The sequence below is a fragment of the Paramesorhizobium leguminum genome, from assembly GCF_003217235.1.
GTDB lineage: Bacteria > Pseudomonadota > Alphaproteobacteria > Rhizobiales > Rhizobiaceae > Paramesorhizobium > Paramesorhizobium leguminum.
In genome coordinates this window covers 145513-157876 of record NZ_QJTF01000008.1, presented here as the reverse complement: position 1 = coordinate 157876, position 12364 = coordinate 145513, and the positions used below count along the sequence as shown (strand labels likewise).

At 59.0% G+C, this 12364-nt stretch carries 14 protein-coding genes; 3 read left to right on the top strand and 11 right to left on the bottom strand.

The features are described 5' to 3' along the window. Positions 1-450: 450 nt before the first annotated feature. The 9 genes from C7477_RS09140 to moaA all read right to left on the bottom strand — a co-directional run bounded on the left by C7477_RS09140 (position 451) and on the right by moaA (position 7980). Positions 451-1071: a glutathione S-transferase family protein gene (locus C7477_RS09140; protein ID WP_110751302.1), complete on the bottom strand. Its 621-nt coding sequence runs from the start codon at positions 1069-1071 to the stop codon at positions 451-453. A gap of 19 nt (positions 1072-1090) precedes the next feature. Beyond that, positions 1091-1921 (bottom strand): ABC transporter permease, encoded by an 831-nt coding sequence (locus tag C7477_RS09135; RefSeq protein WP_110751300.1) that lies wholly within the window; start codon positions 1919-1921, stop codon positions 1091-1093. Continuing rightward, complete coding sequence (locus C7477_RS09130; RefSeq protein WP_110751298.1) at positions 1921-2646, bottom strand: ABC transporter permease; 726 nt, start codon at positions 2644-2646, stop codon at positions 1921-1923. Before C7477_RS09130 ends, C7477_RS09135 begins: the two co-directional genes overlap by 1 nt. Positions 2647-2786: 140 nt before the next feature. After that, positions 2787-3587 (bottom strand): transporter substrate-binding domain-containing protein, encoded by an 801-nt coding sequence (locus tag C7477_RS09125; RefSeq protein WP_110751296.1) that lies wholly within the window; start codon positions 3585-3587, stop codon positions 2787-2789. Positions 3588-3849: 262 nt separating this feature from the next. Then, a complete protein-coding gene (locus C7477_RS09120; protein WP_110751294.1) occupies positions 3850-4650 on the bottom strand; it encodes a transporter substrate-binding domain-containing protein in 801 nt (266 codons plus the stop codon). Positions 4651-4787: 137 nt separating this feature from the next. After that, positions 4788-5303 (bottom strand): molybdopterin-guanine dinucleotide biosynthesis protein B, encoded by a 516-nt coding sequence (mobB, locus tag C7477_RS09115; RefSeq protein ID WP_110751292.1) that lies wholly within the window; start codon positions 5301-5303, stop codon positions 4788-4790. Next, complete coding sequence (mobA, locus tag C7477_RS09110) at positions 5300-5926, bottom strand: molybdenum cofactor guanylyltransferase MobA (RefSeq protein ID WP_110751290.1); 627 nt, start codon at positions 5924-5926, stop codon at positions 5300-5302. The genes mobB and mobA overlap by 4 nt, the downstream gene beginning before the upstream one ends. A 1-nt stretch (position 5927) precedes the next feature. Beyond that, entirely contained in the window at positions 5928-6851 is a 924-nt protein-coding gene (locus tag C7477_RS09105) for a DMT family transporter (protein WP_110751288.1), read from the bottom strand. A gap of 100 nt (positions 6852-6951) precedes the next feature. After that, on the bottom strand, positions 6952-7980 hold the full coding sequence (gene moaA / locus C7477_RS09100; protein WP_110751338.1) for a GTP 3',8-cyclase MoaA: 1029 nt from the start codon (positions 7978-7980) through the stop codon (positions 6952-6954). A 247-nt stretch (positions 7981-8227) separates the two neighbouring features. Between moaA and C7477_RS09095 the strand changes: the two genes are divergently transcribed. Next, entirely contained in the window at positions 8228-8587 is a 360-nt protein-coding gene (locus C7477_RS09095) for a gamma-butyrobetaine hydroxylase family protein (protein WP_110751286.1), read from the top strand. Positions 8588-8597: 10 nt separating this feature from the next. After that, positions 8598-9209, top strand: coding sequence for a pyridoxamine 5'-phosphate oxidase family protein (locus C7477_RS09090; protein ID WP_110751284.1), 612 nt, complete (start codon positions 8598-8600; stop codon positions 9207-9209). Positions 9210-9215: 6 nt separating this feature from the next. Here C7477_RS09090 and C7477_RS09085 read toward each other — a convergent pair whose 3' ends face one another. After that, entirely contained in the window at positions 9216-9668 is a 453-nt protein-coding gene (locus C7477_RS09085; protein WP_110751282.1) for a MarR family winged helix-turn-helix transcriptional regulator, read from the bottom strand. A gap of 62 nt (positions 9669-9730) precedes the next feature. Between C7477_RS09085 and C7477_RS09080 the strand changes: the two genes are divergently transcribed. Next, on the top strand, positions 9731-10636 hold the full coding sequence (locus C7477_RS09080) for an alpha/beta fold hydrolase (protein ID WP_110751280.1): 906 nt from the start codon (positions 9731-9733) through the stop codon (positions 10634-10636). A gap of 8 nt (positions 10637-10644) precedes the next feature. Here the strand turns inward: C7477_RS09080 and C7477_RS09075 are convergent, their stop codons facing one another. Then, complete coding sequence (locus C7477_RS09075; RefSeq protein WP_110751278.1) at positions 10645-12252, bottom strand: fumarate hydratase; 1608 nt, start codon at positions 12250-12252, stop codon at positions 10645-10647. Between the last annotated feature and the right edge of the window lie 112 nt (positions 12253-12364).

Genomic DNA, 12364 nt, shown 5'->3' with positions numbered 1-12364 from the left:
GGACTGCCTCAGTCGTCGTGGCGCTCCCATGGAGAAACTGGCCCATAATGATTCCTTCCATTCCTGAGAAAAGAATGCACCATTAAAGTCTGGGACTAAACACCTAGAGAGCTTCCTCTTTTGATGGAATCACTTGGTGTCCTTTTGCGCCGTTGTCGTGAATGGATAGGTTGAGGCATGGATTCCTGTGACAAGCACAGGAATGACGGAAGAGAGGGTTTTTCGCCTGAAACTTCATCGTCTTGCAGGCCGAAATGTTTAGGCTTGTGTCAAAAGCCATATTGCCGTCATCCTGTGCTTGTCACAGGAATCCATGCCTCAACGGTGAAACAGTCCGCACCGATAAAAGAATATCACCGTTTCAACCTAAAAATGAAATGCTCTAGCCGTTGTTTTCGGGGCAAGCCCGAGAACACGACAGATCAAGGCTGCGGCGTTTTGGTGATGTTTCTATGTAAGCGGTGTCAGGACGCTTGTCGCATAAGCCGGGCGCTGTTTCAGCCGTTCGTACCAGGCGGCGAAGTTCGGGAAATCCGGCCGATCGAGCGGAAGCTCAAACCACGCATAGGCATAAACGCCCAATGGAATGTCGCCGATGCCGAATTCTATTCCGGAAAGCCATGGCTGGCTTGCCAGCGCCTTTTCCGGTACTTCCAGTGCCTTGGCGAACGCTATGACGCCTGCGGCCAGAACAGCCGGGTCGCGCTGGTTCTCGGGCAAACGCAGCGTGTGCCAGATGATATCGCGGAACGGGTTGTTCAGCTTGGTGCTCGCCCAATCCATCCATTTTTCCGCCTGCGCGCGGTGCTCCACATCGTCAATCCAGAGCGTATCCGTCCCGTATTTCGCCGTGAGATAGCGCACGATGGTGTTTGATTCCCACAGAACGAAGCCATCATCTTCGATAACAGGCACGAGGCCATTGGCGTTGAGCGCGCGAAATTCGGGCGTATCGACGACGCCATAGGCACCGCCCGCGGGAATGTTTTCATAGGCGAGGCCAAGCTCCTCCGCCGTCCAAAGCGCTTTCTTGACATTGGTCGAGTTGGGCCTGCCCCAGATTTTCAGCATGTCCGGATTCCCTAAAGTTTCAGCGGATGAGGTGACGTGTCAGGCGCCGTTCTATCCAATCCCACAGATTGCGGATCAGCTCCACAATCACGAAATAGATGACAGCGGCCCATAAGTAAGTCTGGAAATCGAAGGTCTGCGCATAGGCGCGGCGCGTCTCGCCCATCAGATCATAGATTGTGATGATGGCGACGATGGCCGATCCCTTGAGAAGCAGGATCAATTCGTTGCCGTAGGGGCGCAGCGCGACGATCAGCGCCTGCGGCAGGATGATTTTCCAGAACGTGACCCGCTTGGAAAGCCCCAGCGCGGAAGCGGCTTCCCATTGGCCGGTCGACACGCTTTTGATGGCGCCGCGCAGTATTACCGCCTGGTAGGCGGCGGTGTTGAGCGTGAAGGCGAGGATCGCGCAGCTCCAGGCATCGCGGAAGAAACCCCACAACCCCAGATCCTGCAATTGCGGGCGGAAGGAGCCGAGCCCGTAATAGATGAGGAACACTTGAGCCAGGAGCGGTGTCCCGCGGAAAAAATAGACATATCCGCCGGAAAGCCGACGCGCGAAACGGTTCTTCGACAGGCCTGCAATAGCGACGGGAATCGAGATGATCATGCCGAGCAGAAAGGAGATGGCGACGAGCGTGAGCGTCGTCTTAAGGCCGGACCAGTATTTCGGGCCATAGGTCTCGATGAGGCCGATATTCCAGGCGCCATAGAGATAAATGGCCAGGCCGATGAAAAACGCCAGCCACAGGCCAACGAGGAAATAGCCGGCCACACGCGCGCGCGTCCACCGATGGGGAAGGGCGGGAGGGCGCAGGACTGCCTCGTCGGAGGAGGTTACGGTCGTCATCAGGCGCGCCCTTTTCCCATGTTTTGGCTCTGATACGCCCAGTTCTCAATGCGGATGATGAAGAAGGACGAGATGATGGCGAGGGCAAGATAGAGCAGGCAGGCTATGCCGTAGAACAGGAAAGCCTCCTTGGTGACGCGGGCCGCGATGCCGGTCTGGCGCATGATGTCGGCAAGGCCGATGACTGAAATGAACGAGGTATCCTTGAGAAGAACCATCCAGAGATTCGCCAACCCCGGCAGCGCGATGCGGGTGAGTTGCGGCAGGATGATCTTGCGCATGGTCAGCCGGTTCGAAAGGCCGATGGCGTAGCCCGCCTCATATTGCCCCGCCGGAATGGCGCGGAAGGCGGAGAGGAAAACCTCGCTCGCATAGGAAGAGAAGACCACGCCCAGCGCCAGCATGCCGGCGGCAAAGGAATTGATCTCGATCCTGGCATCGATCCCCAATATTGCGACGAGTTTTTCCAGACCGATCTGCGCGCCGAAATAGATGAGGAACATGGTGAGGAGTTCCGGCAGGCCACGGAACACCGTGGTATAAATGCCGGCGGCGAGCCTTACCGAGCGCTCCTTGGATTGTTGCCCGAGAGCAACGAGAAAGCCGATTAAAAGGCCGAAAGGCAAGGTCGCCAGAGCGAGCGAAATCGTGATGAGCACGCCATGCGCTATGCTCGTTCCCCAGCCCCCTTCGCCGAAGCTCAAGAGCCTCGCGTAATATTCCATCCGCCTTTTCCCTTTTAGGCCTCTTCCGAGCCAGTCTGGCGTTTATCCCAAGGCGAGGCCAAAATGAACCGGCTTTTTCAAAAAAAAGCGGCGGAAATTGCTTCCACCGCTTTTCGCTCATTCATCAAGTCCCTTCTCGATCAATCGCCGTAGACATCGAAATCGAAGTACTTGTCGTTGATTTTCTTATATGTGCCATTGGCGCGGATGGCGGCGATGGCGTCGTTGAACTTTTTGACAAGTTCAGGGCGCCCCTTCTTGATGGCGATGCCCATGCCGGGACCGAAAATCGCAGGGTCCGCCTTGGGCATGCCGACGATCTTGCAGCAGGCGCCGTCGGCCGTTTTCAGCCAGTTGTCGATCACGACGCGGTCGTCAACCGCGGCATCGAGACGCCCATTGGCGAGATCCAGCTGATATTCCTCGGCGGTCGGGTAGGATTTGATCGAGCTGTCAGGATAGGTTTTTTCCGAAAAATTGGAAAAAGTGGTCGCTCCCTGCACGCCGATCGTCTTGCCGGCGAGGTCTTCCTTGGTGACGCCCTTGATGTCGGTATCCTTGGGCGCAACGACGGCCGGCGGCGTGCTCATATATTTATTGGTGAAATCGATCTGCTTCTCCCGTTCCGGCGTGATCGACATGACCGCGATGAAGGCATCGAATTTGCCGGCCTGCAATGCAGGGATCGCGCCATCCCAATCCTGCGTGACGAAGGTGCAATCGGCCTTCATCTGATCGCAAAGGGCCTTGGCGATATCGATATCGAAGCCTTCCAGCTTGCCGTCGGGGGAAAGCGTGTTGAAGGGGGGATAAGCGCCTTCGGAGGCGATGGTCAGTTTCAGCTTGTCCGCCGCCTGGGCGGTGTCCATTGCAATCGCGCCCATCGTCAAGACGACAATAGCCGCGGACGCCGCAAGGGCGAAACGCTTCATAATGTGCATTTGTCTGCACCTCCTAATACTCAAGCTCCGGCCTAGTCCCCGTTTGTTTTTATTCAGCCTTCGAGCATGGATACGCGGAAGTCCGCGTACGAAAAATAATATTCCCACTATTTTCACTACAAAAGCAATAGATTTTAGCGCGTTGGGCTGTGCGGGTAAAAAAGCCGCTTCGCGCGTCATCCTCGAAATGACTGGCTAGAAGGCAATAAAAAAGCGGCGGAAATCGCTTTCCGCCGCTTTTCATTCCAGATCAAACCACCGATCACTCGCCGTAGGCGTCGAAATCGAAGTACTTGTCGTTGATCTTCTTGTACTCGCCATTGGCGCGGATGGCGGCGATGGCTTCGTTGAACTTGGCTACGAGTTCAGGACGACCCTTCTTGATCGCGACACCAGCGCCGGGGCCGTGAATCTCGTCAACCGGCTTGATGGTGCCGACGACCTCGCAGCAGGCGCCTTCCGGCGTGCTCAGGAACTTCTTGAGCACGACGATATCGTCGGTGGCCGCATCGATACGGCCATTGGTGAGATCGAGGAAATACTCCTCGGCGGTCGGATAGGACTTGACCGTGCTGTCGGTGAAGGTCTTTTCCGCATAGGTTACGTGAGTGGTGGCTCCCTGGCCGCCGATTGTCTTGCCGGCAAGCGCTTCCTTGGTTGCGCCCTTGATGCCGGAACCCTTCGGCGCGATGACCGCCGGCGGCGTGTTGTAGTATTTTTTGGAGAAATCGACCTGCTTTTCGCGCTCAGGCGTGATGGACATCGACGCGATAAAAGCATCGAACTTGCCGGCCTGCAGAGCGGGAATCGCGCCGTCCCAATCCTGGGTGACGAAGGTGCATTCCGCTTTCATCTGATCGCAAAGTGCCTTGGCGATATCGATGTCGAAGCCTTCCAGCTTGCCGTCGGGCGTCAGCGTGTTGAAGGGCGGATAGGCTCCTTCGGAGGCGATGGTCAGCTTCAGCTTGTCTTCCGCCTGGGCGGTGTTCATTGCAATCGCGCCCATCGTCAAAGCAACGGCGGCCGCGGACGCTGCAAGAGCGAAACGCTTCATGATACGCATTTTGTCTAGACCCCTTTTGTTTATTGCCCGGCTGTTCCCCATCTTCTTTTTTGGTTCAGCCTTCGGGCGAAGGCACGTGATTTTTTCGTGCCTGTCAGGAGATATTCCCATTATATCAGCGGAAAAAGCAACAGAGATTAGCGGAGTTTTCCCAAGCCATTCCGAGCTTCGATGAAGTCGGCGATTCCCGTGATATCATCGAGGCCGAAAACCGGGACGGTTTCACCCTCAACGGGATGATCGGCGGCGATGGCGACGATATTGGGATCGCCGGCGGAGAGTCGCTCGCCCTTGCGGCCATCCAGCCGCCGCACTTCGATTTTCTTGATCGATTCGCGCTTGTAGCCTTCGACGAGAATGAGATCGCAGGGGCCAAGGCGCTGCACGATATCCTCGAGCGACGGCTCGTTTTCACCCTGCAATTCATGCATCAGCGCGAAGCGGCGGTTGGAAACGATGGCGACTTCTCCGGCGCCCGCCTTGCGGTGGCGGAACGAGTCGGTGCCTTCATGATCGATATCGAAATCATGATGCGCGTGCTTGACGGTGGAAACCCGCCAGCCGCGCCGCGTCAATTCCTCGACGAGGCGGACGACCAGTGTTGTCTTGCCGGAGTTCTTCCAGCCGGTAATGCCGAAAATACGTTTGGTCATGACGCGCGTTTTTCCAGCAATTCCTCGGCTAGCGCAAGATCTTCGCGGGTGTTGATGTTGAAGAAGGGATCGACGCTCGTTCCGTCCTTTGCGGGCAGAGGATCGAAATGCGCCTCCGCCACGCGGTGACGGTTGGCCCAGGCACTTACCTTCAGCTTCTCGTCACTCATAAGAAACGCCGCGAGGTCTTTTTCCAGCGCGACGGGCCAAAGGCCGAAAACCGGGTGGAGGTTGCCGCCTGATGCGGCCAGCGCGATGTCGGCCTTTGCATCTCCTTGCGCATCCATAAGGCGGCTGACCAGATCGGCGGGAAAGAACGGCGTATCGGCGGCGACGGTCACGATATGAGTCGCGCCCATTTCTGTTGCATGGCGCATCGCAGCGTGAAGCCCAGCGAGGGGGCCTTGATAGCCGGGTACATGATCGGCCACGACAGGCAAACCGAATTCAGCAAAGCGGGCAGGGTCGCCATTGGCGTTTATGATGATGTCGGGCAGTTGCGGGCTTAGCCGCTCGATGACGTTGTCGATAAGCGACTTGCCGCCCAGTGGCATCAGCGTCTTGTCGCCGCCACCCATGCGCGTCGCGCGTCCGCCTGCGAGGATGACGCCCAGGAGCTGCATTCTATCCTGCTTCCGTCAAAGCCGCCGGTTCGGGCGCCCGTGCTTCAATCCGTCCACGCCGTGAGACGACGCTTTCGCGATAGAGCATGTAGATGCCGCTTGAAACCACGATGACCGAACCGATGATCATGGCAATGTTGGGAATATCGCCGAAGATGACGAAACCAAGCAGGATCGACCAGAGAAGGCTGGTGTAGCGAAAGGGGGCGACGAAGGAGATCTCGCCCGCGCGCATCGCCAGGATGATGAAGTGATAGCCAATGAGAAGCAGGATCGCGGCGATCATGAGAAAGCCTGCCTCACCCCAGCCGACCGGCGACCAGCCGCCCATGGGCACGATGAGGCCCGCGCCAGTCAGCGTAACGATAAAGGAGGTGAGGGCGGAGATCATCAGCGTCGGCATCGTGTCCGGTATGCGCCGCGTCGCCAGATCGCGGCAGGCGGTGAAAACAACGCCCACGAGCAGCATCAGCGCGTAAGGATTTATGCCGTCGGCGCCGGGGCGCACAATGATGAGCACGCCGACAAAGCCGGTGGTTATCGCCAGCCAGCGCCGCCAGCCAACCTGCTCTTTCAGGAAAATAGCCGCAAGCAGCGTGACGGCAAGCGGCACGGACTGGAAAATGGCCGAGGTGAACCCGAGCGACAGGTTTGCCAGCGCGACAAGATAGGTGATGGTCGCGCCCAGTTCACCCACCGCGCGCAGAATGATCATCGGATGCAGCATTTTGCGGGGACTGACCAGCGCCTTGCGCTGTCTTGCCAGAAGCAGCACGACCATGGTGGCAAGCGTGCCGCGCAGCAGCATGATCTGCCCGGTATTCATGCTCTCGGAGAGGTATTTGGTGATGGAATCGTTGATCGTGAAGCTCGCCATGGCCAGCATCATGAAAATCGAACTGCGAATATTGGGAGAAAGCGCCACGGCGGTGATTCCAGATGAAGGCAATAAGGCAGTAAGGCAGTAGGGCAGTATGTGAAATAAGGGAACAAGGACATATTGCCCTACTGCCATATTGCCTTTGCTATCCCCCTGTAACGCTCATGTGCCGCGACACGGCGGGGCGGTTGTGGCGGCGGTCGATGATGAAGTCGTGCCCCTTGGGCTTGCGCCCGATGGCTTCGTCTATGGCGCGGGAGAGAAGCACGTTGCCCTCGGATGCGCGAAGCGGGGCGCGTAAATCCGCCGCATCCTCCTGCCCGAGACACATGAAGAGCGTGCCGGTGCAGGTGATGCGCACGCGATTACAGCTTTCGCAGAAATTATGGGTCATCGGCGTGATGAAGCCGAGCCTGCCGCCGGTTTCGTCCACCTCGACATAGCGGGCGGGACCGCCGGTCTTGTAGGGAATTTCGGCCATGGTGAATTCCCGCGCCAGCGAGGCACGCAGCATGGAGAGCGGCAGGTACTGGTCGGTACGGTCGAGATCGATCTCACCCATCGGCATGGTTTCGATCAGCGTCATGTCCATGCCCCGGCCATGCGCCCAGCGGATCATTTCGGGGATTTCGTGCTCGTTGAAACCCTTGAGTGCAACCGCGTTGATCTTGACCTTGATTCCGGCGGTCTGCGCCGCATCGATGCCGTCAAGCACACGCCCGATTTCGCCCCAGCGGGTGATGTCGCGGAATTTATCGGCATCGAGCGTATCGAGCGAGACATTGATGCGCTTCACGCCGCATTCCGCGAGTTCGCCCGCATGGCGCGCGAGCTGCGAGCCGTTGGTGGTGAGCGTCAGTTCTTCCAGCGCACCCGAAAAAATATGCGGGGAAAGCGCGCGGATGAGATGCATGATGTTCTTGCGCACCAGCGGCTCGCCGCCGGTCAGCCGCAACTTGCGCACGCCCTTTTCGATGAAGACGGTGCAGAGCCGGTCGAGTTCTTCGAGCGAAAGCAGGTCCTTCTTCGGCAGGAAAGTCATGTTCTCCGCCATGCAATAAGTGCAGCGGAAATCGCAGCGGTCCGTCACCGACACGCGCAAGTAAGTGATCGCCCGTCCGAAGGGGTCGATCATCGCCGGTTCGCGCGGGTTTGCCGGATGGATCGATATCATCTCGTTCAAGATCAGCTCCTCCGCAACACAGATAAGACGCTTGTCGCACGGACGCAATCGGCCTAACACGGGCTTAGAGCTTTTTGCCAAGCGCCCTCGTCCTTCGAGGCGTCATTCCGCTTCGCTTCATTGCGCACCTCAGGATGAGGGCTATTGGAGCGCCGCGCCTTCACCCTCATCCTGAGGTGTGAGCGAAGCGAGCCTCGAAGGACGAGGGTGAAGGCTTCAACGATGATGGAGGGGCGCCATGGCGGATGTCTGGCCCAAGGAATTGCGCGTTTCGCCGGATCGGAAAGTCCTGACGATCAGCTTCGACAATGGCGAGGCCTATGCGCTCCCCGCCGAGATGCTGCGCGTCCTCTCGCCGTCGGCGGAGGTGCAGGGCCACTCGCCGGAACAGCGCGTGACCGTTCCCGGCAAGATCGACGTGACCATTCTCAAGGTCGAGCCTATCGGCAATTATGCCGTGCGCATCACCTTTGACGATATGCACGATACGGGGCTTTTCAGCTGGACTTACCTGCACCAGCTCGGTCTCGAAAAGGAAAGCCGCTGGCGGGGCTATCTGGATGAGTTGGCCGAGAAGGGGCTGCGCCGCGAACGGTAAGAGGGACGAAATGACGATCATCAGGACGGTGGAGGAACTCGAAGCGCTGTATGGCAAGCCGGGCGAGGCGTCGGTCGTCAAGGAAGTCGACCGTCTCATTCCGGAATATGCGGCCTTCATCATGGCTTCGCCCTTCGTCGTGCTGGCGACGTCAGGGCCTGAAGGGCTCGACTGCTCGCCGCGTGGCTATCTCCAGGGCTTCATCCGCATCCATGACGAGCGCACCTTGATGATGCCGGACCGGCACGGCAACAACCGCGCCGATTCGCTGAAAAACATCATCCGTGACGGCAGGGTCGGGCTGCTCTTTCTCGTGCCCGGTTCGGGGACAACTTTGCGCGTCAACGGTCGCGCTACGATCTCGGTAGATCCCGATCTTTGCGCCTCCTTCGCCGTGCAAAACAAGGCGGCGCGGTCGGTGATGATCATCGATATCGAAGCGATTTATTTCCAGTGCGCGCGTGCCATTCATCGCTCGGAATTGTGGAATGCGGAAAAGCAAGTCGACCCGAAGCGCCTGCCAACGCCGGGACAGATGCTGGCCCGCACCAGCGGGACCGCTATCGACGGCGACGCTTATGACGCGGCGTGGCTGGAGCGGGCCAAGGCGACCATGTGGTAGGTCTGGTTATTCCTTCAGCATTTCCGTGATGCGGCGCATCATGTCGCCCATCATGTCGCATTCCTCTGGGCTGGATTGATCCATCACCCGGTCGATCAGCGCCGCATAAACCTCCAGCGCCCGCATCAACCGTTTCTCGCCCTCATCCGTCAGATAGAGGCGCATGATGCGCTTGTCCTTGGGATCGCCCTCCCGGCGCATGAGGCCTTGCGCCTCCATCTGCGGCAGAAGCATGGTGACATTGGACCGGCCAACCAGAAGCCGGCGCGCCAGATCGTGCTGCGACTGGCCGGGATGGCGGTAGAGATTGATCATCGCATCGAACTGGGCAGGCTTCAGCTCGAAAGGCGCTAAAGCGCGCGTGAGTTCGCGCGCCACCGCCTTTTCCGCACGCATCATCGCCACCCAGTTTTTGAAACGGGGATTGTCCCAGGGAAACGTTTTTGGAGCGTCTTGCATTCTGTTCAATCTTGTACAATATTGTTCAGCACTGAACAACTTACCGGCAGGAATCTCCAATTATGGCACCCTTCGTCTTGCAGGTCACCCGTCTTGGTTTCGAGGTTTATGGGCGCATCGCGCCGAAGCGGGCAGGGCGCGCCGCGTTCAATCTTTTTTGCCGCACACCCGGCCGCAAGCCGAAAACAAAATCCTATGCGGAAAAGCTTGCGCGCGCCGAAGCGAGGATGCGGAAGGCGCGGCGTCTCGACCTGACAATCGACCGCGGCATGTTCACGTCCTACCTTTTCGAGCCTGACAAGCCGTCCGGCGGCACCTCGCTCGTCGTGCATGGCTGGGGTTCACGCGCGGCGGACATGCTCGCCATCGTCGATGCGCTGCTGGATACCTGCGAGCGCGTCGTTGCCATCGACTTGCCCGGACATGGCGCTTCGCCGGGCAGGGCCCTCAACATGGTGCAGGCGATAGCGGCGGTGGACGCGGCGTGGCGGGAATATGGGCCGTTCAACGCCATGATCGGCCATTCCTTCGGCGGCGCGGTCGTGGTCAATGCGGCTGCGGGCGCGGTTCCGTGCTATCCGGCGCACAGGCCGCAAAAGCTCATCACCATCGCTTCGCCGCATTCGATGATCGAAGTTTTCGACGATTTCGGCAAGGCAGTCGGGCTTCCGCCTCAAGTGCGCAACGCGATGGATGACGAAGTGCTCCGGCTCGCCTGCCGCCCGCTCGCCGCCTTCGATACGCCCCAGCATTTGCGCCAAATGGGTATTCCCGCGCTGGCGATTCATGCGCGCGACGACAAGGAGGTTTCGGCGAAATCCGCCGAGGCCAAGGCCGCGGCGGGGCCGCATATAACGCTGCATTGGGCGGACGGGCTTGGTCATCGGCGGATCATCGCGAGCCCCGAGATAGCCGCGCGAGTGGCGCAGTTTGTGACGGGGCAGGGCGCGATGGTGGAGGCGGCCTGAGGGCCGCATCACCCCAAATTCAGCTCCTTGAAGAAATCATTCCCCTTATCGTCAATCACGACGAAGGCCGGGAAATTCTCAACCTCGATTCGCCAGATCGCCTCCATGCCGAGTTCCGGATATTCAACGATCTCCACCTTCTTGATGCAGTCCTGCGCCAGACGTGCGGCGGGGCCACCGATGGAGCCTAGATAGAAGCCGCCATGGCGTCCGCAAGCCTCGCGCACCTGGCGCGAGCGGTTGCCCTTGGCGAGCATCACCATCGAGCCGCCGAAGGACTGGAACTGGTCGACATAGGAATCCATGCGGCCAGCCGTGGTCGGGCCGAAGGAGCCGGAGGCGTAGCCGGCGGGTGTCTTGGCCGGGCCGGCGTAATAGATCGGGTGGTTCTTGAAATAATCCGGCATCGGCTCGCCCTTTTCCAGCCGGTCGCGGATTTTCGAATGGGCCAGATCACGGGCGACTATGATTGAGCCTGAGAGCGAAAGGCGCGTCTTTACAGGGTGTTTTGAGAGCTCGCTCAGGATGTCCTTCATCGGTTGGTTGAGATCGATCCGCACCACATGCGAGGAGAGCTTTTCCTCATCGATGTCGGGCATGTATTTCGCCGGGTTGGTTTCGAGCTGTTCCAGGAAGATGCCGTCCCGGGTGATCTTGCCCTTCGCCTGGCGGTCGGCGGAGCAGGAAACGCCGAGGCCGATCGGCAGCGATGCGCCGTGGCGGGGCAGGCGGATGACGCGCACGTCGTGGCAGAAATATTTGCCGCCGAATTGCGCGCCGACACCCAGCGACTGCGTCAGCTTGTGGATTTCGGCTTCCATCTCCAGATCGCGGAAGGCGTGGCCGTTTTCCGAGCCCTTGGTGGGGAGACTATCGAGGTAGCGCGTCGAGGCGAGCTTGACGGTCTTCAAGTTCATCTCCGCCGACGTGCCGCCGATCACCACGGCGAGGTGGTAAGGCGGGCAGGCGGAGGTGCCCAGCGTCAGGATCTTTTCCTTGAGAAAATCCAGCATCCGGTCATGGCTCAGGAGCGATGGTGTACCCTGATAGAGGAACGTCTTGTTGGCCGAGCCGCCGCCCTTGGCGACGAACAGGAACGTATAGGCGTCCTCGCCTTCCTCATAGATATCGATCTGCGCCGGCAGATTGTTCTTCGTGTTCTTTTCCTCGAACATCGAAAGCGGCGCGAGTTGCGAATAACGCAGATTCTTCTTCTCATAGGCGTCGAGCACACCGGCGCCCAGCGCCTCGGCGTCGCCGCCCTCTGTCCACACGCGGCGGCCCTTCTTCCCCATGATGATCGCCGTGCCTGTGTCTTGGCACATCGGCAGGATGCCGCCGGCGGCGATGTTGGCGTTCTTCAGGAGATCATAGGCGACGAAGCGGTCGTTATCCGTCGCCTCTGGGTCTTCGAGAATGTTCGCAAGCTGCTGCAGATGGCCGGGACGCAAGAGATGGTTGATATCGGCAAAGGCGGCTTCGGCGAGCAGTCGAAGGCCTTCCACATCGACGCTGAGGATTTCCTGTCCCTTGAAGCTGTCGACCGAAACATGATCGGAGGAGAGCTTGCGGTAGGGCGTTTCGTCCTGACCCAGAGGGAAGATCGCGTCTGCCATTTGTTGTCCCGTTTTTGCATATGGTTTGTTGAGCCGCTTTTATCGCGAGGGGTGGCAAAATCCACTGCGGCAGATCGCGCGCGATGCGGAAAAGTCACGCCTCAAGCGAATG

What these genes read in the sequence shown, in the direction of transcription:
- C7477_RS09140 (WP_110751302.1), bottom strand. Translation starts at nt 1,071, where the DNA reads ATGCTGAAAATCTGGGGCAGGCCCAACTCGACCAATGTCAAGAAAGCG.
- C7477_RS09135 (WP_110751300.1), bottom strand. Translation starts at nt 1,921, where the DNA reads ATGACGACCGTAACCTCCTCCGACGAGGCAGTCCTGCGCCCTCCCGCC.
- C7477_RS09130 (WP_110751298.1), bottom strand. Translation starts at nt 2,646, where the DNA reads ATGGAATATTACGCGAGGCTCTTGAGCTTCGGCGAAGGGGGCTGGGGA.
- C7477_RS09125 (WP_110751296.1), bottom strand. Translation starts at nt 3,587, where the DNA reads ATGCACATTATGAAGCGTTTCGCCCTTGCGGCGTCCGCGGCTATTGTC.
- C7477_RS09120 (WP_110751294.1), bottom strand. Translation starts at nt 4,650, where the DNA reads ATGCGTATCATGAAGCGTTTCGCTCTTGCAGCGTCCGCGGCCGCCGTT.
- mobB (WP_110751292.1), bottom strand. Translation starts at nt 5,303, where the DNA reads ATGACCAAACGTATTTTCGGCATTACCGGCTGGAAGAACTCCGGCAAG.
- mobA (WP_110751290.1), bottom strand. Translation starts at nt 5,926, where the DNA reads ATGCAGCTCCTGGGCGTCATCCTCGCAGGCGGACGCGCGACGCGCATG.
- moaA (WP_110751338.1), bottom strand. Translation starts at nt 7,980, where the DNA reads ATGATATCGATCCATCCGGCAAACCCGCGCGAACCGGCGATGATCGAC.
- C7477_RS09095 (WP_110751286.1), top strand. Translation starts at nt 8,228, where the DNA reads ATGGCGGATGTCTGGCCCAAGGAATTGCGCGTTTCGCCGGATCGGAAA.
- C7477_RS09090 (WP_110751284.1), top strand. Translation starts at nt 8,598, where the DNA reads ATGACGATCATCAGGACGGTGGAGGAACTCGAAGCGCTGTATGGCAAG.
- C7477_RS09085 (WP_110751282.1), bottom strand. Translation starts at nt 9,668, where the DNA reads ATGCAAGACGCTCCAAAAACGTTTCCCTGGGACAATCCCCGTTTCAAA.
- C7477_RS09080 (WP_110751280.1), top strand. Translation starts at nt 9,731, where the DNA reads ATGGCACCCTTCGTCTTGCAGGTCACCCGTCTTGGTTTCGAGGTTTAT.
- C7477_RS09075 (WP_110751278.1), bottom strand. Translation starts at nt 12,252, where the DNA reads ATGGCAGACGCGATCTTCCCTCTGGGTCAGGACGAAACGCCCTACCGC.